This window comes from Desulfovibrio mangrovi (assembly GCF_026230175.1).
GTDB lineage: Bacteria > Desulfobacterota > Desulfovibrionia > Desulfovibrionales > Desulfovibrionaceae > Halodesulfovibrio > Halodesulfovibrio mangrovi.
In genome coordinates, this window is record NZ_CP104208.1 from 3,072,476 (window position 1) to 3,093,308 (window position 20,833).

Here is a 20,833-nt window from a genome sequence, read left to right on the forward strand (position 1 = left end):
GAGCTCGGAGAGCAATTAGGGTGCCAATACGTGAAATTCTTCACCAGCTATAGAACTCATTAATAATGATGGATATAATCTATCTGCAGACTTGGTCTCCTGTCTGAATCGCAAAGAATTTTTTCTTTTTAAGAAAAATTTTTTCATTTCCAAAAGTTTCTTTCTCCGCCTCTTCCCGGCCACAACCGCACGTGAATATCAGCTCAAGGTCTGATTGCATTCCTGCGTCCTTGGGTGCCGAGACAATCCCCCTCGCCTTATGGACAATGCGCTGAAAGCGGCACCGGCCTTGCACAGGCGCAGGCTTATTGTTTTCGTGCGCATCAAGGCCCGCACGGGCGGGGAGAGGATGCAGCACCGCATGACCTGCGATCAGTACCGGAGGGCTATATGACGCAATCAAGCCGCGAGGCACTCATTTCGACCATCATCGACCGTGAACTGGGCATGTTTCTGGCCGTCAGAAACCGCGACGGCGTATCCCTGTGTCAGGAGCGCCCGGAATCGTTCCGCATCATGCGGGAAATCACCCATGGGGTGCTGTCCGAGGCCTTTCTCGCCTCTTACTTGTGCGACTTGGAACAAGCCGGGAACAATGGCCGCAACCTCATGACGGAAAAGTACGCCCTGATGGAAGGGCTCATTCCGCCTCTCTCCGACGCTCCGTCCATCAGGGAAATCGTGCGTGCGGAAAGCGAATGGCGCAAGGAGGTTGCGACGCAGTTTCCGAGAAGCGTGCAGCCGGATGGCCATGAAAGCTTCTGTCGCTACCTCGGCAGCGAGTTGCAGACCTATTCTGCGAGGACTCTTGCCGCCTACGCCGAGTGCGTGGAGGAAGCGCACCGCGAGCACCGGAACCTCGTGCGCGAGCGTTATGAACTGCTGATGCGGAAATTGGGGTATGAATCGCTGGCCAAATGTGAAGCCGTGTTGCAGGCCGGTCGGCAGCACGGGGCAACAGGGGCAGCCGATGCCTGATTTCGTAAACCTCCTTGTCTTCTGCATGTGGCTTGTGGGCGGCTTTGTTTCCGGCGTCAGCGGCATAGGCGGAGCCATGGTTGCGGTTCCTGTCGCCGCCATGTTCATTCCCATGCATGAACTGGTTCCCCTCAGCTGCATTCTGAACGTTGTCATGGACTGCTGCATTGCCCTTATGCATTTCCGCCACTGCAGGGTGTCTGCAATGTGGCCCATGCTGGCAGGTTCCCTGCCCGGCGCGTTTGCCGGTCTGTATGTCCTGCAACTCGTCTCCGGGGCCGTGCTGCAGGGGGCCGTGGGGGCGCTGCTCCTGTACTATGTCTATTGGCAGCACTCCGTCCGCGTCAGGCAGGTGCAGGGCGAATCGTGGATGCGCGGCGGTGCGGCGGGATTCGGCGCGGGCCTGCTGGGAACGGCAATATCCTTCGACGGTCCGCCTGTCGGTGCATACGGCCTCTACGCGGGCTGGAACCCCAGAGTCTTTCTGGGCACGCTGGGTGTTTTCTTCGTCATCCGGGGGACGATGACCTGCGTCCTGCAGGCCGGTGCCGACATGTACACACCGGCGGTGCTTGAATATGCGCAGTACGGCATACCGGCTACCATGCTCGGGACGCTGTGTGCGTTTCCCGTCACCAAGCATATCAACCAGAACGCATTCCGGCGTGTACTGCTCGGCGTCATCGTGGCCGCCGGAGTCGTCTGTCTGGTGCGTTCCATGCTGTAGTCAGTCGCCAGCGCCCTAAGGTGCCGACAGCGGCATCCGGACAGTAAAAACCGACCGGCTTGCACCCTTCGTGCTCCGGTCGGTTTTTTGTGTATCCTGTAGTGGCTATTCGTCCTCGATGCCGAGCTGCTTCATCTTGTACCGCAGTCCGGCTCCGGTAATCTGCATGATGCGCGCGGCCTTGGCCACATTGCCGCCCGTGACCCGCAGTACGTTGCGGATGCATTCGGTCTCGTATTCCTGCAAGCAGCTCTTCAGCGGCACCACGCTGTTTCTCCTGACCTCGCGGTAGTCAAAAAAGCCTCGTGCGGAGCGTGGCGTATCGCCTGCTTCCTGCGGTGCCGCCGCCGAAACCGGCTCCCGCTTCGGAGCGCCAACAGCGCAGGCCTCGCGGAAGTGGCGCGGCAGGCAATCCCTGTCGATAACCGTACGGCCGCCGAGCAGGGCAAGGCTGCCCTCTATGACGTGGAGCAACTCGCGAACGTTCCCCGGCCAGTCGTAGTCCAGGAACATCTGACGCACTTCCGGCGTCACGCCGATGGCGGCGGCCTGCGGATTTTGATCGGAGCGTTCGATGAACAGGCGCGCCAGCACGGGAATATCTTTTGTGCGTTCACGCAGGGGCGGCACGGCAAGACCGACCACGGCAAGGCGGTAGAAGAGGTCGCTTCTGAGAATGCCATGTCCCACGGCATTGAGCGGCGCTTCGTTCAGGATGCTGATGACCCGGACATCCACAGGAATCTCCGTGCGGGAGCCGAGGCGGCGCACCCGTTTTTCCTGCAGCACGCGCAGCAGCTTGGCTTGAAGTCCCAGAGGCATGGAGTTCAGCTCGTCCAGAATCAGCGTGCCGCCGTTTGCTTCTTCGAACAGGCCGGGTTTGTCGGTTGCGTCCGTGTATGCGCCCTTTTCCGTGCCGAAGAGGATGGCTTCCAGCAGGTTTTCGGGAATGGCGGCGCAGTTCTCGGCAATCAGAGGGTTGTTGCGCCGTTCGCTGGCAGAGTGAATGGCCTGCGCGAAGACTTCCTTACCTGTGCCGCTTTCTCCCCAGATCATCACGTGCGAAGGCGACTGTGCCGCAGCGCGTGCTTCGGCAAGTACGTCAAGCAGCGCAACGTCGTCTCCGGCAATGCTGTCGAAGGTATAGTGCGCGGCGGGTTGTCTGAGCGGAGCGGGGGCTCCCGTACGACGTTTGCGTTCCACCAGCGGGGCAGAGCCGGTCCAGATGGTGAAGGCGATCACGCCGTCTTTCCGGCCATTGTCGTAGAGCGGGAAGAAGTCCGTCACCGTGCCGGCGAGGTAGTTGTTCGTCGTCTTGTAGAAGTAGGACTTCTTGAGGATCGGCTCGCCCTTCCGGAGGCATTCGATGGTCGGAATGCATTCCAGTTCATGCGGCACGTACAGCTCGGTGATGTGCCGTCCCTGCACATTGATGCGGCTGAAGCCGTCCACCCGCCGCTGGATGGGGTTCATGTATTCGCACATGCCGTCGGCATCCACCACGGCGACGCCAAGCCCCATGTCGTCCCATATGGCGGTCATGGCCGGAGTCAGCACGCTTTTGCGGTTGATGTCGAAGAATCTGTTCTTGGTAAAATACAAATTTCACAACCTCGGTCGTATGGCGTCATTCACGGGGTAAGCACCTACTCTGCCGTTGCAGGGGGATGTAGAGCGAAAAGAAATTTTTCGCAAATGAAAAATTTCTTTCCAAAACGACTATTTTTTTCGCCTGCGTCTGTTCAGCTGTCGTGTCTGAAAGTCCTGTTAATTAGCGCTGTTGCTGCTGTTTTGGCGGAGTATGTGCAAACTGGCACACCCCCTGCTAGTGCCCAAAAGAACAAGCGAACGAAAACTCCTCTTAATCCTTAATTCAGCAACATATTCTCGCAAGATCAGGAGATATTCATGTCCACTCTTTCCACAGTACAGGAAACCGAACCCCGGGCCGATGCCCCCAAGGGCTACGGCATCAACTGGGATACCGCGGAATCGCGGGTTAAGGAGCTCAAGGACTATCTGATGTCCGCCCCGCAGGTGATGGATCCCGAACGCCTGCAGTTCCTGAATGAAGTATACGATGAATTCCGTGGCGAATCCGTTTTCTATATCCGCGCCAAGCTGTTTGAGCGCGTACTGACCAAGAAGAAGATCTTCCTTGACGGCAACCCCATCGTCGGCACCCTGACCGGTGTGCGCGCAGGCGTTTACGCCTACCCCGAATGGAACGTGTCCTGGATCAAGGAAGAAATGCAGATGGCCAAGATGGCCTCCCTCGGTGAGATGAAGATTCCCACCGAGACGCAGGAACTTCTGGAAAAGACCTACAAGCTTTGGAAGGGTCGTACCTGCATCGACCTGAACAACGCGCTGTACAAGGAAAAGTACGGCGAGAATCCCAAGCAGTACGCAAAGGCGGGCATGTACTATGAGAACGTGTCCGTTGCCAGCGGCTCCGGTATTGCCGACTACGGTCTGGTACTGACCAAGGGCCTGCGTCACCTTATCAATGACGTGAGAAAGCGCTTCGAAGAGTGCCCCACCACCTTGGAAAACAAGGAAAAGCACGATCTGTATCGTGCCATGCTGGTTACCTTTGATGCGGTTATCGCCCACTCCCACCGCTATGCCGAACTGGCTGAAAAGGCCGCCCTTGAGGAAGCCGATCCCAAGACCAAGGCCGAGCTGCTGGAAATCGCCGAAATCTGCCGCCGCGTTCCCGAACATCCGGCCCGCAACTTCCGCGAAGCCGTTCAGTCCTTCTGGTTCATCCACCTCGCCATTGAAGTGGAACAGATGGCCTGCGCCTGCTCTCCCGGACGCTACGGCCAGTACATGTACCCCTTCTTCAAGAAGGACATCGAGGAAGGCAACCTCACCCACGAACAGGTGCTCACGCTGCTCAAGTTCCAGTGGATCAAGCACCTCGAACTGGGCGAATACCAGGGCAACTCCTACGCGCTGACCCTCTCCGGCCACACCGGCCAGAGCATCACCCTCGGCGGCGTTGACGCCGACGGCAACGATGCCAGCACCGAGCTGGAAGAGCTGCTGCTCGAGACCCAGATCCAGATGAAGAACATTCAGCCCACGCTGACCCTGCTCTATCATCCGAAGCTGAAGGACTCCTACATGCAGAAGGTGGTTGAGTGCATCCGCGGCGGTTCCGGCCAGCCCCAGATCCTCAACAACAATGCTGTCATCCAGCGTACTCTGGCCCGCTTTGCCCAGTACAAGGACGGCATCACGCTGGAAGACGCGCGTAACTGCGGCAACTATGGCTGCGTGTCCACCGGTGTTTGCGGCAAGGGCAGCTTCATCACGCAGGAAGATCAGCCCTGTCTCGCCAAGGTCGTGGAACTGATGCTCCACAACGGCAAGTGCCCCGTGACCAAGAAGAAGGTCGGTGCCGAAAGCGGCGATCCGCTGCAGTTCGCAACCTTCGAGGACGCGTACGAAGCCGTGAAGAAGCAGCTCGACCACCTCTTCAACATCTCCCGCAAGCACTCCGACCTGAGCCAGATGGCCCGCGTGCATGTGGTGCCCAGCGTCTTCCGCTCCGCCATGTATGACGGCTGCATCGAGAAGGGGATGTGCGAAGAGGCCGGCGGCACCCGCTACCCGCAGGTGAACCCCATCATGACTGCTGGCATCGACGCGGCAAACTCCCTGCTTGCCATCAGGCATCTGGTCTTCGACACCAAGAAGATCACCATGGAGCAGCTGCTTGAAGCCATCAAGGCCAACTTCGAAGGCTACGAAGACATTCGCAAGATGTGCTTCGAGGCGCCCAAGCACGGTAACGACAACCCCGAAGATCAGGCTCTGGTGCAGCGGTTCTACCGCGACGTGGACGCTATCCACCACGCTCAGGGCCCCGACTGTTTCGGCTATCGTACTCCGCTGGACGCCTACTCCCTGTCCTACCACAACTACTTCGGCGCACTGATGGGTGCCCTGCCCAACGGTCGCAAGGCCGGTGTGGCCCTGACCGACGGCAGCGTATCCGCAATGCCCGGTACCGACCATGAAGGCGTTACCGCCCTCATCAAATCCGGTGCGGAAGCCATCGACACCGTCCGTTACGGAGCGAACCACTTCAACGTGAAGTTCTCCCCCTCCGTGCTGGAAGGTCCGCAGGGCGCACGTACCTTGATCTCTCTGATCAAGACCTATTGCGACTTCGGTGGTTCCCACATCCAGTTCAACTGCGTCAGTTCCGAGACGCTGAAGGAAGCGCAGGCGAAACCGTGTCAGTACTCTGATCTGATCGTCCGCGTGGCCGGCTTCAGTGCCTACTTCACCCGTCTGGACAAAGGTGTGCAGAACGAAATCATCAAGCGCACCGAATACGATTCCGGAAGGATGTAGCGTTCCACTGCGAAGGAGGGGGCCCGCCCCGCCCCCTTCTTCGCCCCTTTTCTCCGTGAGCGGAAAACCCCGTCGCCCACGGAAATGACTCCACAAGACCAAATGCGGAAGTGTTTATGAATCAGGGAATGATTTACAATATCCAGCGTATGTCCGTTCACGACGGCCCGGGACTGCGTACCACGGTGTTTTTGAAGGGCTGTCCGTTGAGCTGTCTCTGGTGCAGTAACCCTGAATCGCAGAAGACCACGCCGCAGATGTTGTTCTTTGAGAACCTGTGCACAGGCTGTGGCGCTTGTGCACAGGCTTGCTCCAACGGGGCTGTGACCATGTTTGGCGGCAAGTCCGGCCGGGATGTCGGCAAGTGCATCGACTGCGGTCAATGCGCACAGGCCTGCCCGAACAAGGCCCGCGAGATGTCCGGTAAGCTGATGACCGTTGAAGAGGTCATGGCCGTCGTACGGAAGGACGCTCTGTTTTATGACAACTCCGGCGGCGGTGTGACCTTCGGCGGCGGAGAACCCACCTCCGGCGGGCAATTCTTCCTGAATCTGGCGCAGGCGGCGCGGGATGAAGGCTATCATGTCACGGTGGACACCTGCGGCTATTGTCCGGAGGAACGCTTCGATAAAACCATCGGGCTGACGAACCTTTTCCTGTTCGACTGCAAACACATGCATTCGGGGCAGCACAAGGCGCTGACGGGCGTGGATAACGCAGTCATTCTGCGGAATCTTCGTGCGGCCTTGAGCTCCGGCACAGAAGTCCGCATCCGCATGCCGCTGATGCCGGACATGAACGACTCCGACGACAATCTTGCCGCCATGGCGGATTTTCTTGGTGAATTCAACCGGAGCGAGATCGAGATCATGCCGTGCCACGCCTTTGGTAAAAGCAAGTATGTCGCACTGGGCAAGTCTCTTCCCGAGGTTTCCCAGTATGCGCCGGAACAGCTGCATGCCGTTCTGGAGCGATTTGCCAAGCACGGGCTCAAGCCCGTCATGATATAATAAATAGTAGAATAAAGAGGACTTACATATGTTTGAGCTGACCGTCCCGGAGGAGATGCTTGATAAGCTCCGGAACATGCTGGAAGACGAGGATGAGGAAAGCTGTGTTCGACTGCGCGAGTATCAGGTTGGCGGTGGCTGACACGCCAAGATCGTGCTCGGTCTGGGCATAGACGAAGCGGATGAGGATGAAGATTTGCGGATTGACGTGAACGACGTTCCCTTCATCGCGGAAAAGGATTTTGTTTCCAAGTACGGCAAGAAATATTCGCTGACGTACAGCGAAAGCAAGGAGGTCGTGCTGACCCCCTTGGAGGCTGAGCCGTTACAGCTGTAATACATATACGTATGCATGAGCCCCTTGCCGGACACGGCAAGGGGCTTTTTTTTCGTCATCCGTTTCCGGAACGCTGTGTTGGCATTGCCCGTATGCACCCTGGTTATCATGTTCCGAACAGTGCATGTATGGAACAGTTTACAGGCAGGCACGAGGCTGCCGGTCTGGGCGGAGGTCTGTCGTGACGGAGGGGCAATGCACTGTGCTGCGCTGTGTCTTCAGAATAATTTCGGATCAGGTGAATGCCATGAAGATTGTGCGATGTATGCTTGTTTTCTTGCTGGTTCTCTCTTTGTCCGGGAGCTGTTTTGCGAAGGAATACTTTGTTGCACCGGATGGAGACGATGGCAACGATGGCTCGATAACGAGTCCGCTCAGGGACATTGAAAAGGCATTTTCGAAGCTCTCTGCCGGAGACACGTTAACCCTGTTGCCGGGAACGCATACTGTCGCCAGAACAATACGCTTGAATTTTCAGGGGACGCAGGAAGCCCCTGTTGTGCTGCAGGGCAGGCCAGGTGCAAAAATCCAAGGCGTCTTCGATAAACGCACGAACAAAAAACAGTTTGAGCCGGATGTCTATTGTACCGTGAACATGAAAGGAAAGTGGGGAATCGTACGGGATATCGAATTTGAAAAAATGGGCGGTTCCGGAATCAGCGGGCAAGTCATCAATTTTGTGTTCGAGAATCTGTATATCCATGATTACAGCAATTACGGGATGTTGTTCGGTGACGGAGCTGGCAATGTGCGCATAGTGAACTGCGCAATTACGGGCTCTGCGATTGAGCATGGTGTGTACCTGACAAAGAACTGTAAAAATTTTGTTTTTTCAGGATGCAGTTTTTCGGATACGGCGATCAACGGCATACATATGAACGGGAAATATGTCCGCGATGTTGTTATCGAAAAATGCTTCTTCTATGGCAACAGCAGAGACTGGGGTGCCTGTGTAACAATGATAAACGGCGCTACCAATGTGGTTGTGCGTAATAATGTTTTTTACAACAATCTTGGTCACCATTTCACGTTCGGGGCCGGCAGGGCTGTTGTTGAGCATAATACCCTGTACAACGATGGGGACAGAAAGGGGCAGATGTTTGTTGTTGTCGGCAGTATGCAGGACTGGGTGGTGCGCAACAATGTTGTTGCCCTCAATACCTACCCCGTCGACCTCAAGAACAAGGGGTTTGTCGCCCGAAAGCCGGTGTTCGACTACAATGCCTATTCCCGTGCGGCCTCTGATGTCGCGTTTTTCTCCGGGAACGGTCTGGAGCAGCATGGGGTGTTCAAAGCCGGGTTCGACTTTGCGGATGTCGGCCTCCTGCCCAGGTCTCCGCAGGGGCTTCAGCTTGAGAGCGGCAGCGACGGCGCTTCAGGGGCCCCCTTGCTTCCGTCGGTTGTTCATGACTTTGCGGGTAACAGGCGGGTCGAAGGCGGCTCGTACGGGGCATTTGCCTCGGCTGTCGAGTAAGTCGCAGCAGGTGTAGGATCTTCTGCCGCAGCGGATGCCCGAAAGGTGTCATCCCTCTGTTGAACATATGAAAAAGCCAGCCGAATGGGGATTCAATTCCCCATCCGGCTGGTTTCATAATTGCCGCAGCCCCGCATAGGGGCTCTTTGTTTATCGTCCGAGATCTGCCAGCAGCCGTTCGGCCTCGGCATAATAGTCGGTGAAGACGCCGTCCACGCCCATGTCGGCCATGACGCGCAGTTCGGCAGGATCATTCACGGTGTAGACGAGCACGACCAGTCCTCGTGCATGGGCTTTGTCCACGAATGCCTTCGAGATGGTGCGGTACCAGAGATTCAGAGAGACGGCGTTCATGGTCCGGGCCGCATCAAGCAGTTCATCCGCATAGTAGGCTCCGCCAAGGCAGGCCTCTACCTCTTCGATGAGAAGGGAACGGATGCGTGCATCGCTGCATGTTGTCTCGATGAGCGCAATGTTGTCGGCAAGCGAGGGAAAACGCGGGAGCATGTAGTCTTCATTGCCGTACGCGAACACCTTGGCGAAATACGGTTCCGCCTCTGTCCCCGTCTTCTCCACAAGGCGGTTGCGGCGTATGGCACCGTCCAGCAGGGCTATCTTCGCCTCCGGGCATACCTCGCGCAGCGCGGCAAGCTCCTGCCAGTTGAAGGAGCTGACCAGCAGGTCGGCGGTTACAAGTTTGCCGTCAGCGACATAGGCGTTGAAAAGCTCACCGGCCGGTCTGCCGGTGTTGTTTCCCTTCAGTTCCATATGAATGACGGGCCGCGTTTCCTGCGGCTGCGCAGCGAAGAAGTCGAAGACGTCGGCGAGGAAGGGGATACGGTCCTCACCCTGTGCGGGATCGCCGGCAAAGAGGCTTCTCAGCGTTGCGGCATCGGTCATGGAGACTTCGCCCTTGCCTGTGGAAACCTCTTCCAGCGCGAGGTTGTGCACCACCACAAGCTCTCCGTCCGCACAGAGCTGTACGTCGAACTCGATGGCCGGAACGCCTTCAGCCGTGACCCTTTCAAAGGAGCGTATGGTGTTCTGATTATATCCTGCGTACTTGCAGCCACGATGGCCTATCAGCAGCATTGGAGTCTCCGTTAGATGAGGTTGGGAAGGAACATGACCAGGCCGGGCACATAGGTCACCACCAGAAGGATCAGCACCAGCGCCACGATGAAGGGCCACACCTCGCGCACAAACTGCCCAACGGTCACCCCGGTGATGGCGCAGGTGGTGAACATCATGGAGCCGAACGGCGGTGTTATGCCGCCGATCATGATGTTGACGATCATGACCAGGCCGAAGTGGATCAGGTCGATGTTCATGCTCTTGACCAGCGGCACCAGAAGCGGCGCCACGATGATCAGCAGGGCTCCGCCTTCCAGAAACATGCCGAGGACAAGCAGCAGCGCATTGATCACGAGCAGGATAAGCCACGGAGAATCGGAGAGGGCCAGAATGCCCTTGGTCAGCTCGTGCGGGATGCGTTCCCAGCTCATGTACTGCCCGAACACGGAAGCCGCGATGATGATGAGCATGACCGAGCTGGTGGAAAGCAGCGTACTCTTCATGATGATGGGAAAATGTTCCCATTTCAGCTTCTTGTAGATGAACGCTCCGATGATGATGCAGAACAGAACCGCCATGGCCCCTGCTTCCGTGGGGGTGAATACACCGAAGCGAATCCCCACGATAATGCCGAGAGGCAGCAGCAGGCCCCAGATGGACTCTCTCAGCTGCTTGATGATCTCATCGGCCGAGGCTCTCTTTTCGCGCGAGGGTTTGTAGTCCCGCTTTTTGGCGATCATGTGCACGGTCAGCATGAGGCCGAAACACATGAGCAGGCCCGGCGTATAGCCGCCGATGAACATCTTGGCCACGGAGACCTGTGCGATGAGGGCGTAGATGATGAGGTTGATGCCGGGGGGAATGACCGGCGCAATGGCGGAAGAAGCGGCGGTAATGGCCGTTGCAAAGGGGGCACTGTAGCCGCGCTTGGTCATCTGCGGCACAAGGATCTTGGACTGCATGGCGGCATCGGCATTGGCCGAACCGGAGATGCCCCCCATGAGCGTGGAGAGCATGACGTTGACCTGAGCCAGCCCGCCGCGCATATGGCCGGTAAGCACCTCGGCCATTTTCATGAGGCTTGAGGTGATCCCGGAATAGTTCATGATTTCACCGGCCATGATGAAGAAGGGAATGGCCAGCAGCGGGAAGGACTGGGTGGCGGTGATGAACTTCTGCAGAATCAGGTCCGGCGGCGTACCCACATCACCGAAGGTGAAATAGGCCAGCCCCGCGGCCAGCAGGGCGAAAGAAATTGGGATGCTGGTGAAATAGAGCACCATTACGATGAGCAGAGGGAACGTGATCATGGCTTTTCTCCCGTTATCCTTCCTGTGCGCCGAACAGCTTGCGGATGTCGCGGAGCAGGAAGGACAGGGCGTATATGGTCATCAGGGCAAATCCGACCGTCAGCGCAGTGTTCACATAGATCGCTGGAACATCGAGAACGGGCGTGCGCTTCAGCTGGTTTGCCTGAATGAAAAGGGTGCTGAGGTAGACGATGTAGCCGTTGATGACGACCATCAGGCCATCGATGATCACGGCAAGAAGGGCTCGCCACGGTCGGGGTCCGAGTTTCGTCACGAAGTCGATGCCGATATGCATCTTGTAGCGGTAGGCCGCGGCCGCACCGACGAAGACGCTCCAGATGAAGGCGGTTGTGGCCACTTCCTCGGCCCAGAAAAGGCCGCCTTGAAAGAGGTAGCGGAGCAAGACGTTCACGATGACGACCAGAACGGTAATGCAGAGGAAGAAACCGCTGATGATCAGGTCGAAATTTTTGAAAAGCGTTTTGGGTGTGATAGACATTGTTCACCAGAAAAGGCGCATGGGAGGCAGGCCTCCCATGCGCCGGATAGTCGGGTTTAGCGCATTGCGTCCAGTTCAGAGAAGATGGCCTTGAACACGCCGGGGGTCATGCCGGGCTGTTCGGCATACAGGGGAGCCAGAGCCTTGCGGAAGGCGTCGCCGTCAACTTCGTTGAACTTCACGCCGTAGGATTCCAGTTCCTTCACAACGCCGCCGTGCTGGGACTTCAGGGTTTCAACCATGTGGTTTGCGCCCTTGGTGAACTCTTCCTGAATGATTGCCTGATACTTGGCAGGAATTTCGTTCCAGACCTTGGTGGAGATGTATACGCCGCAGGTGCCGAGAATGTGGCGGGTGTTGGCCACGTTCTTGGTGGGACCTTCGTATACCTTGGTGCCGATGTTGGTGAACTCGGAACCTTCAAGGCCGTCAACCACGCCCTGCTGAACGGCGGAAAGGGTTTCGCCCCAGGGCAGGGGGGTGGCAACGGCGCCCATGGCGGTCAGGGTGTCGATGTAGGACTTGGAGCCGGGGGTTCTGATCTTCATGCCCTTGAGGTCTTCAGGCTTGGTGATGACCTTCTGGGTGATCAGGTTTCTGAAACCGTAAATGTAGTCGAGGGCGAGAATCTTGATGCCCTGCGCTTCAGCCTTGGCCTGCATGTCTGCCACCAGCTTGCTCCGGGTCAGCTTCACGTACTCGTCAAAGCTGCGATAGAGCATGGGGGCGTACAGTGCCTTGAAGTCGGGCACGTAGTCGCCGATGAAGGAAGGATCTTCCACGGAGATGAAATTCGCACCGCGAACCACCTGCTCCACGCCTTCCTTGTAAGCGGGCAGCTGTGCCTGCGGGAAGGTCTGGATTCTGATGGCGCCGTCGGTCTTTTCGAGAATGGACTCGGCCACTGCATCCATGGATTTGGTCAGCTGCTCTGCGGGGCTGAATACGTGGCTCAGCTTCAGGGTCAGCTTGTAGTCGTCAGCCATGGCCTGCGAGCCGATGGACAGGATGATGCCTGCACAAAGGACAGAAAGAATCTTCTTGAAGCTCATACTCTTCTCCTATTGGTGATGAATTGCCTGGAGGTAGTTGGTTGCCGCACCAATTTCAGCAGCCTGTTGCACACACCCCTTCACACTAGTCCCCCTTGCCTCGCAGGTGAGGTGCGGAGGTTGTTGATTCACGGATGACCAGATCGATGTCCATCATGTCCTGTACCGGCTTTGTGGGCTTTTCCATGAGCTGCAGCAGCAGTTCGCAGGCGCGCTGCCCCATCTGATAGGCAGGCTGGCGGACGGTTGTCAGGGCCGGTACCATGTAGGAAGCCGTCGGCATGTCGTCAAAACCGACGATTGAAAGATCTTCAGGCAGGGCAAGGCCTGCCTCCCTCGCGCCCTTGATGGCGCCGAGGGCGATATAGTCGTTGGAACAGAACACGGCAGTGGGTGGAGAGGGCAGGGCAAGCAGCCTCTTTATGGAATCCCGCCCGCCGGAAAGGGAGTATTCCGTCTGGACAAGCAGCTCTTTGTCGTACGGAATGCCGTGGTCTTTGAGGCACCGCTTGTAGCCGTGCCAGCGATGAAAGCTTCTGTCCGTGGTGGAGAAATTGCCCGCCACAATGCCGATGCGTCTGTGACCGAGGGAGACAAGGTGTTCCGTGGCAATATAGCCGCCGCGGAAGTTGTCTACGCCCACGGCGGAAATGGGGCCGCCCTTTATGGTGCTGAAGAGAAGGACAAAGGGAAACCCTTCGTCCACAAGGGATTTCAGGACTTCACCCTTGGGATTGGTGGTGGTGATGATGAGGCCGTCCACCTGACTTTCCCTGAGGACCTTGATCAGGTTTTCTTCCTGCGAGTAGTTGTAGGAGGTGTTGCCGAGAATGATCTTGATCTTGTTCCGGTCGGCATATTCCTGCACTCCGAGAGTGGAGTCGGAGAATACGGGGTTGTTGATGTTCGGAATAATAAGGCCGATGGTGTTGGAACGCTTGGTGGCAAAGCCGCGTGCAAGGGCGTTGTATTTGTAATTGCACTTCTCCATGGCAAGAAGAACCTTTACGCGGGTCGCTTCGCGCACTGTGTCCGGAAAGTTGATAACCCGTGACACCGTGGCGGTTGATACCCCGGCAAGTCGTGCGACATCGAGAATGGTACTCACAGCAAACCCCTTCATGTAAACGCTTACATTTTACTATCAGCCGCCTGTAAAGCGTGTCAACAGGCTTGTTTTTTCAGTTGCTGCTTTCTGCGCTTTATTGCCTGTTTTTATTGGCTTTGCGTGTCTGTTTGGGGCGAGAAGAGGCTTTTCTTCAGTTGAAAGCTCATGTAATGTAAGCGTGTACATTTCGATAAAGGATGTGTGAATGAGCGGCAGTCGTTTGAGCCAGCTGACAGGACAGGTGCAGCGCATCGACCATGGCGGGTTGCATGTGGACCTTGTGCGTACGTCTAAGGGAACGGTGCGTATCGGCAGCATGCCGGACATCGCGAAGTTCCTGAAGGAGCATGGATTTCGTGAGGAAACGGTCGTCGTTCCGGACTGGGAGGTATCCCTTGCCGGAGACAACCGCACCGGCGAGGAGTTCATTCTCTGGCACGCGCAGGTAAGGGGCGGGCTGCGGAAGGAGTATGTCGGCCTGCCGGAGAACATGGAGCAGGTTCAGCACCATCTCGGGCGCATCTTTCCGTATTTCTTCGATGAGAAGCGGCTTTCCATCGTCCGCAAGAAATGGCTCGGCAACTGGTTTCATCCCAATGCGGCCGATCCGCTCTATCGCAATGGTGATCTGGAAATCCGTTGCGGCGCGGGCAACATCGTCCTCGCGGATGGCGGGCGGGTTGTGTATGATCGGACCGATCTTGCGCCGGCAGGCAATGCCGACGACGCAATAGAAGCTCTGCTGGCGACCGTTCCGCGCGACGGGGCGGAGCGTGATTGTCTGGAGGTCATTCCCGTCGGCTGCGGCAACGGGTTTCACGGTACGGTGGCGAACACCGTTGTCCGGTACGGCCGTCATGTCATCTGGATTGATCCCTGCGGTTATCCGGCACATGCCCTTGCGCGTCACAACATCCATTGGGACGACATCACCCACTTCCTGTTCACGCATAGTCACGAAGATCATGTGCAGGGCTTTACCGTCTGTGTACAGCGGGCCCGCAAGTACGGGCGAAAGCTGAATTTGCTGGTGACCGACAGCATGTTCCGCCTGCTGCTGGATTTTTATACGCCGCTCTTTCCCGACCTGAAGGAGCATGTGAACGTGCTGCCGCTGCATCCCGCGACACCGTTGCAGCTCGGGCCTGTGAAGATCGAGAGCCGCTGGAATCATCACATCCTGCCCTACGGCACCCTTGGCCTGAAGATATCAGCCGGTGGCAGAACCTTCGGCTATTCGGGCGACACCAAGTACGATGAGGCGATCAACCGCATTCTGAACCGGAAGGAGCTGACTGCCGAATGGTTTGCCGCCTGCGATCTGGTGTTCCACGAGATTGATTTTGATAATCCCCACAGTGTGCATACCCACTGGAAGCAGGTGGAATCGCTACAGCGCGCCATTTCCGGCAGGGTTCTGGGCTACCACACGCCTTATCTGGCCAACAGCCCCTTCCCTCTTGCCGAAGAGGGGCGGCGGTATGTGCTGGATGGGGGAGCGTAGGGGGGGCGTTACTCCCTTACGCGGCAACACGATTCGTAGAAAGCGGTCAGGCTTGTTTAGCCTGACCGCTTTTTTGTTTGTGACGCGGAAGACGACCTGACCGCTTTTTCTTTTGCAAATAATGGTCTGACCTGTGCGGGGCTGGTAATTTTGGAAAGAGTCAGAAGAGGATGAGTTGTTTGTAATGGCTACAGCCCTTGACCTGATCAGGGGTAAAACCGTTTATCCGCGCCGCAAGCGGCGGGCATATCTGGCCGAAGGCGCATATTTCACGGAGGCAAGGCATGGCTGAGCATGGCGGGTGTCCTGTTACAGGGCGCAACAGACAGGTGGCTGGCGGCGGCACTACCAACCGCGATTGGTGGCCGAACCAACTGAATCTCAACATCCTGCACCAGCATTCGTGCAAGTCCAACCCCATGGGGAAGGAATACGACTACGCCAAGGAGTTCAAAACGCTTGATCTTGAGGCCCTGAAAAAGGACCTGATGGCGCTCATGACCTCCTCGCAGGACTGGTGGCCGGCAGACTACGGGCATTACGGCCCGTTGTTCATCCGCATGGCGTGGCACAGTGCGGGCACATACCGCGTAGGTGACGGACGCGGGGGAGCGGGTACCGGCAGCCAGCGTCTGGCACCGCTCAACAGCTGGCCGGATAACGTCAATCTCGACAAGGCCCGCAGACTGCTCTGGCCCATCAAACAGAAATACGGGAAGAAAATATCCTGGGCAGACCTGCTGGTGTTTGCTGGCACCTGCGCCATTGAATCCATGGGCCTCAAGCCCTTCGGCTTTGCAGGCGGGCGAGTGGATGTGTGGGAGCCGGAGCAGGATATCTACTGGGGCGCGGAAGATACGTGGCTGGGCGACAGCCGCTACAAGGGCGAACGGCAGTTGGATAACCCCCTTGCCGCCGTGCAGATGGGGCTGATCTATGTGAACCCCGAGGGCCCCAACGGTAATCCCGACCCCGTGGCCTCCGGCCGTGATGTGCGCGAAACCTTCGCACGTATGGCCATGAACGATGAAGAGACCGTGGCGCTGGTTGCGGGAGGGCATACCTTCGGCAAATGTCACGGTGCCGGCAGTCCCTCGCATGTCGGGCCGGAGCCCGAAGGCGCTCCCCTTGAACAGCAGGGGCTCGGCTGGAAGAGCTCGTTCGGCAGCGGCAAGGGCATTCATACCATATCCAGCGGCATCGAGGGGGCGTGGAAGCCCCGTCCGACCCGGTGGGACATGGGGTACCTCAAGGTGCTGTTCAAATACGAATGGGAGCTGGTGAAGAGTCCGGCGGGCGCACACCAGTGGCTGGCAAAGGACGTGGAAGACGAGGATATGGTGGTGGATGCCCACGATCCCTCGAAGAAACACCGCCCCATGATGACCACGGCGGACCTCTCCCTGCGTTTCGATCCCGTCTACGAACCCATTGCGCGCCGCTATCTGCAAAATCCGGAGGAATTTGCCAACGCCTTTGCCCGTGCGTGGTTCAAGCTGACCCATCGCGATATGGGCCCGCGTTCGCGCTATCTCGGTGGTATGGTCCCCAAGGAAGCCCTTCTCTGGCAGGACCCCATTCCCGCTATTGATCACCCCCTGATAGACGGCAAGGATGCGACCGACCTCAAGGCCCGCATTCTGGCTTCGGGGTTGTCCGTATCCCGTCTGGTCGCCACGGCGTGGGCCTCTGCCTCCACATTCCGCGGCTCGGATATGCGCGGCGGCGCCAACGGTGCACGCATTCGTCTTGCACCGCAAAAGGACTGGCAGGTGAATGAACCTGCGCAACTGAAGACGGCGCTTACGGTCCTTGAGGGGATACGGAAGGAGTTCAACAGCTCCCGTACTGACGGAAAGAAAGTCTCCATGGCCGACCTGATTGTTCTGGGCGGTTGTGCAGCGGTGGAAAAAGCGGCGAAGGACGCTGGCTATCCTGTGACGGTTCCGTTCAGGCCGGGGCGAATGGATGCCCTGCAGGAACAGACGGATACGGCGTCGTTTGCCGTGCTTGAACCGGCCGCAGACGGCTTCCGCAACTATCAGAAGGCGAAATATTCGGTAACGGCGGAAGAGCTGCTGGTGGACAAGGCGCAGCTGCTGACCCTGACCGCACCGGAGATGACCGTGCTCATCGGCGGTATGCGTGTTCTTGGTGCCAACGTCGGGCAATCCCGTAACGGGGTGTTTACCCGTCGACCGGAAGTGCTGAGCAACGACTTCTTCGTGAACCTGCTGGACATGCGCATGAAGTGGGCACCTTCCGCCGCAGATGCGGAGGTCTTTGAAGGGCGAGACCGTGCCACTGGAGAACTAAGGTGGACCGCCAGCCGCGTAGACCTTGTGTTCGGTGCCAACTCGCAGCTGCGTGCCATAGCGGAAGTCTATGGCTGCGGGGATTCCGGCGAGAAATTCGTGACTGATTTCGTGGCGGCATGGACCAAGGTCATGGAGCTCGATCGCTTCGACCTTGCCGGATAACCGGCCCCCTCGTTTGTGCATTACTGCAATACACTTCGCCGGATGGTGCCTGCGCTCCATCCGGCGTTTGTGTGTATCGGCCTTCCTCGAACGCCTGCCCGTTTCAGGGGGGACAGGGGGGGGACGTGGGCAATCCCGTACATCCGGTTTCATCGGGCTTCCGCACGTGGGGGGGCAGGCCGGAATGTCCCTCTTCCGGCTCTTCTCCGGTTGGGCTTAGCGCAGTTCCCGAATAACCTCGGCGGGGCTTTGTCCGAAGTAGCGCTTGAACTCGCGGCTGAACTGTGAAGGGCTTTCGTAGCCCACTTCATCGGCAGCGAGGTAGGCCTTCAGCTTTCGCTGCACGATCAGGTCCTTGGCGCGGGCCAGTCTGATCTTCTTGAGATATTGCAGGGGAGAGTCGGCCGTAATCTCCTTGAATGCCTTGTGGAAGGCGGAAACACTCATATGGGCGGAGTCTGCCAGTTGCTGCACGTCAAGCTTTGCAGAGTAGTTGCCCTCCATCATGCTGATCACACGGGCCACCTGCGAGAAGTTGCCGCTGCCCTTGGCAAGGGAATACAGCAGCGGGGCCTGCGTGCCGCAGAGCACTCTGTAGTAGATTTCCCGTATCAGCCCCGGGGCCAGAATCCGGGTTTCCTGTTCCGAGCGTAGTGCCTTGAGCAGCTTGACCGTGGCGTCCCGCATGTCTTCGTCCATCACGGAGGGGCCGAGGGCAAGCGGATAGCTGCCGCTCTCCGGCAGGACAAGATTGTCCGGCAGGTCCATCTGGCTGATCAGGTCGTTCAGCTGCAGCATGTCTATGTCTATGAACACGCCCAGCAGCGGTTCTTCTTCGCTGGGATGCGATTCGCACTCAAAGGGCATGGTCACGGACGTGACCAGATAGTTGTTCGCATCATAGCGGAAGGACTGCTCGCCCAGATGTGCGATCTTGTGGCCTGAAACCACAATGCAGATTCCAGGATTGTACAAGATCGGTCTGCGGCGGACATGCTTGGTGTCCTTGAAAAAATACACTCCGGCCAGCGGTGACTCCACGGCACCGCCGTCCACCGTCGCCATATCCCTAACCAGTTCCACAAGAGCGGACATATGCATAGCCTCCGTTCGTTACGGAATAGTATGGACACCATTCTCCGTTATTATTCAACAGAAGATCGAACTGCGTGGAGGATTGGGCAAGGTTTAGAGAGAAATGGGTGTTCAAGGGGGCGCACGAACTCCTTACAAACGAGGGTACGTCAGAAGACACGAAAGGAGAACATCATGAACTTTGAATTTCAGAATCCTACCCGGATACTATTTGGTGCAGGCGTGCTTGCACGTCTTGGCGAGGCAGCAGGCGAATATGGCAAGAAGGCCCTGCTTGTCACCGGCGGCGGCAGCGTCAAGCGAGGCGGCGTGTTCGACAGGGCCGTGGAAAGCCTGAAGGCTGCGGGCGTTTCCTATGTGGAATGCACGGGCATAGAGCCCAATCCGCGCATTTCTTCCGTTGTCCGTGGAGCGGACATTGCCCGCAAGGAAGGCTGCGATATGGTTATCGCCCTTGGCGGCGGCAGCGTTATGGACGCCTCCAAGGTTATTGCCGCAGCGGCACTGTATGATGGCGACCCGTGGGATATGATTATGCATGGGCAGGAACATGTGCATGTGCCCACACAGGCTCTGCCTGTCATTACGGTTCCCACGCTGGCGGCCACCGGTTCGGAAGCCAACTGCGGCGCGGTTATCACCAATGAGAAGACCACGGTGAAATCCTTTGTCATGGCTCCGGCACTCTATCCGAAAGTTGCGGTGGTGGACCCTGAACTGACCGTGAGCGTGCCCGTAGACCAGACCGCATACGGCGTATGTGATCTTATCACCCATGTGACCGAGGCATATTTCAATGGCAGCGGTACCACGCCCCTTCAGGACCGTTTCGCAGAGGGCGTTATCCTCACGGCGCTTGAGTGGGGTCCCAAGGCCGTGGCTGACGGGAACGATCTTGAGGCACGCACCCAGATTCAGTGGGCCGCGCTTGTGGCGCTTGTGGGCTGGGTCAACGTGGGCACCAACGGCGCGTATCCCGTGCATATGATGGAACACACGGTTTCCGCGTATCACGACATCACGCATGCGGCGGGGCTTTCGATCATCAATCCGGCATGGATGCGCTTTGCCGCCAAGGCGGAACCGGCCAAGTTTGTGCAGTTTGCCGAACGCGTGTTCGGGCTGAAGGCCCGCTCCGCCGATGATCTTGATTGCGCGCTGCAGGGCATTGATCTCTTTGAGACCTTTCTGCGTTCCATCGGATGCCCGACCCGCTTCTCCGAACTGGGTATCGGCGACGAACTGTTCGAGACTTATGCCAAGGATACCGTTGCAATCATGAATGACGGCAACGGCAGGCTGCCTGCCCGTCCGCCCATGAGCATTGATGATATGGTCAGCGTGTTCAAGGCCGCCCTGTAGCTGGCGGCGAAGTACGGAGGAAATGTCTATGTCCCGGATACCTGAAGCGCCTCTCTTCCCGATGGGCGAAGAGTTCATTAACGATAACTTCAGCGGGGCCGTCTGGCTCAATATGCTGATTCCCCTCGGGTCCGATCTGCCCGTAGCCAATGTGACCTTTGAGCCCGGCTGCCGGAACAGTTGGCACGAGCATATGGGCGGGCAGGTGTTGCTTGTGACGAACGGTCGCGGGTATTATCAGGAGTGGGGCCAGCCTGCCCGTGAACTGCGGCCCGGCGATGTGGTGCAGATTCCGGCCCACGCCAAGCACTGGCACGGCGCAGCCAAGGATAGCTGGTTTTCCCATATCGCCATCGAAATCCACCCTGAAAAAGGTCCGGCAACGTGGCTTGAGCCGGTGTCCGACGACATATATGACGCACTTGCCTGAACGCCAAACCTGATGTGACAGG

At 57.7% G+C, this 20,833-nt stretch carries 17 protein-coding genes; 10 read left to right on the plus strand and 7 right to left on the minus strand.

Annotation, left to right across the window (positions count from 1 at the left end):
- Positions 1-390: 390 nt before the first annotated feature.
- Together N1030_RS13790 and N1030_RS13795 are read left to right on the plus strand one after the other, a co-directional pair.
- A complete protein-coding gene (locus N1030_RS13790) occupies positions 391-978 on the plus strand; it encodes a DUF4125 family protein (protein ID WP_265826054.1) in 588 nt (195 codons plus the stop codon).
- Positions 971-1,705 carry a sulfite exporter TauE/SafE family protein gene (locus N1030_RS13795; protein ID WP_265826055.1) on the plus strand — a complete coding sequence of 245 codons (735 nt, stop codon included), beginning with the start codon at positions 971-973 and terminating at the stop codon, positions 1,703-1,705. The genes N1030_RS13790 and N1030_RS13795 overlap by 8 nt, the downstream gene beginning before the upstream one ends.
- A 105-nt stretch (positions 1,706-1,810) precedes the next feature.
- On the opposite strand, the gene N1030_RS13800 is transcribed toward N1030_RS13795, so the two are convergent.
- Positions 1,811-3,307 carry a sigma-54 interaction domain-containing protein gene (locus N1030_RS13800; protein ID WP_265826056.1) on the minus strand — a complete coding sequence of 499 codons (1,497 nt, stop codon included), beginning with the start codon at positions 3,305-3,307 and terminating at the stop codon, positions 1,811-1,813.
- A 306-nt stretch (positions 3,308-3,613) separates the two neighbouring features.
- Between N1030_RS13800 and N1030_RS13805 the strand changes: the two genes are divergently transcribed.
- The 4 genes from N1030_RS13805 to N1030_RS13820 all read left to right on the plus strand — a co-directional run bounded on the left by N1030_RS13805 (position 3,614) and on the right by N1030_RS13820 (position 8,897).
- Positions 3,614-6,076, plus strand: a complete 2,463-nt coding sequence (locus tag N1030_RS13805) for a glycyl radical protein (protein ID WP_265826057.1) — start codon at positions 3,614-3,616, stop codon at positions 6,074-6,076.
- A 116-nt stretch (positions 6,077-6,192) separates the two neighbouring features.
- Complete coding sequence (locus N1030_RS13810; RefSeq protein ID WP_265826058.1) at positions 6,193-7,086, plus strand: glycyl-radical enzyme activating protein; 894 nt, start codon at positions 6,193-6,195, stop codon at positions 7,084-7,086.
- A gap of 28 nt (positions 7,087-7,114) precedes the next feature.
- On the plus strand, positions 7,115-7,423 hold the full coding sequence (locus N1030_RS17675; protein WP_338033306.1) for an ErpA-related iron-sulfur cluster insertion protein: 309 nt from the start codon (positions 7,115-7,117) through the stop codon (positions 7,421-7,423).
- A 247-nt stretch (positions 7,424-7,670) separates the two neighbouring features.
- Entirely contained in the window at positions 7,671-8,897 is a 1,227-nt protein-coding gene (locus N1030_RS13820; protein WP_265826060.1) for a right-handed parallel beta-helix repeat-containing protein, read from the plus strand.
- A gap of 150 nt (positions 8,898-9,047) precedes the next feature.
- Here N1030_RS13820 and N1030_RS13825 read toward each other — a convergent pair whose 3' ends face one another.
- From N1030_RS13825 to N1030_RS13845, 5 genes are all read right to left on the minus strand, one after another.
- A complete protein-coding gene (locus tag N1030_RS13825; RefSeq protein WP_265826061.1) occupies positions 9,048-9,989 on the minus strand; it encodes a glycerophosphodiester phosphodiesterase in 942 nt (313 codons plus the stop codon).
- An 11-nt stretch (positions 9,990-10,000) separates the two neighbouring features.
- Positions 10,001-11,281, minus strand: a complete 1,281-nt coding sequence (locus N1030_RS13830; protein ID WP_265826062.1) for a TRAP transporter large permease — start codon at positions 11,279-11,281, stop codon at positions 10,001-10,003.
- Between the two features lie 13 nt (positions 11,282-11,294).
- Entirely contained in the window at positions 11,295-11,780 is a 486-nt protein-coding gene (locus N1030_RS13835; protein WP_265826063.1) for a TRAP transporter small permease, read from the minus strand.
- Between the two features lie 56 nt (positions 11,781-11,836).
- Positions 11,837-12,832 (minus strand): C4-dicarboxylate TRAP transporter substrate-binding protein, encoded by a 996-nt coding sequence (locus N1030_RS13840; protein WP_265826064.1) that lies wholly within the window; start codon positions 12,830-12,832, stop codon positions 11,837-11,839.
- An 85-nt stretch (positions 12,833-12,917) separates the two neighbouring features.
- Positions 12,918-13,940: a LacI family DNA-binding transcriptional regulator gene (locus tag N1030_RS13845; protein WP_265826065.1), complete on the minus strand. Its 1,023-nt coding sequence runs from the start codon at positions 13,938-13,940 to the stop codon at positions 12,918-12,920.
- 205 nt (positions 13,941-14,145) lie between these two features.
- Here N1030_RS13845 and N1030_RS13850 point away from each other — a divergent pair, with 205 nt between their 5' ends.
- Together N1030_RS13850 and katG are read left to right on the plus strand one after the other, a co-directional pair.
- A complete protein-coding gene (locus tag N1030_RS13850; RefSeq protein WP_265826066.1) occupies positions 14,146-15,444 on the plus strand; it encodes an MBL fold metallo-hydrolase in 1,299 nt (432 codons plus the stop codon).
- Between the two features lie 284 nt (positions 15,445-15,728).
- Positions 15,729-17,924 carry a catalase/peroxidase HPI gene (gene katG, locus N1030_RS13855; protein ID WP_265826067.1) on the plus strand — a complete coding sequence of 732 codons (2,196 nt, stop codon included), beginning with the start codon at positions 15,729-15,731 and terminating at the stop codon, positions 17,922-17,924.
- 216 nt (positions 17,925-18,140) lie between these two features.
- Here the strand turns inward: katG and N1030_RS13860 are convergent, their stop codons facing one another.
- On the minus strand, positions 18,141-19,019 hold the full coding sequence (locus N1030_RS13860) for an AraC family transcriptional regulator (protein WP_265826068.1): 879 nt from the start codon (positions 19,017-19,019) through the stop codon (positions 18,141-18,143).
- A gap of 174 nt (positions 19,020-19,193) precedes the next feature.
- Between N1030_RS13860 and N1030_RS13865 the strand changes: the two genes are divergently transcribed.
- Positions 19,194-20,381: an iron-containing alcohol dehydrogenase gene (locus N1030_RS13865; RefSeq protein ID WP_265826069.1), complete on the plus strand. Its 1,188-nt coding sequence runs from the start codon at positions 19,194-19,196 to the stop codon at positions 20,379-20,381.
- Between the two features lie 28 nt (positions 20,382-20,409).
- Positions 20,410-20,811 carry a cupin domain-containing protein gene (locus N1030_RS13870; RefSeq protein ID WP_265826070.1) on the plus strand — a complete coding sequence of 134 codons (402 nt, stop codon included), beginning with the start codon at positions 20,410-20,412 and terminating at the stop codon, positions 20,809-20,811.
- Positions 20,812-20,833: the final 22 nt, after the last annotated feature.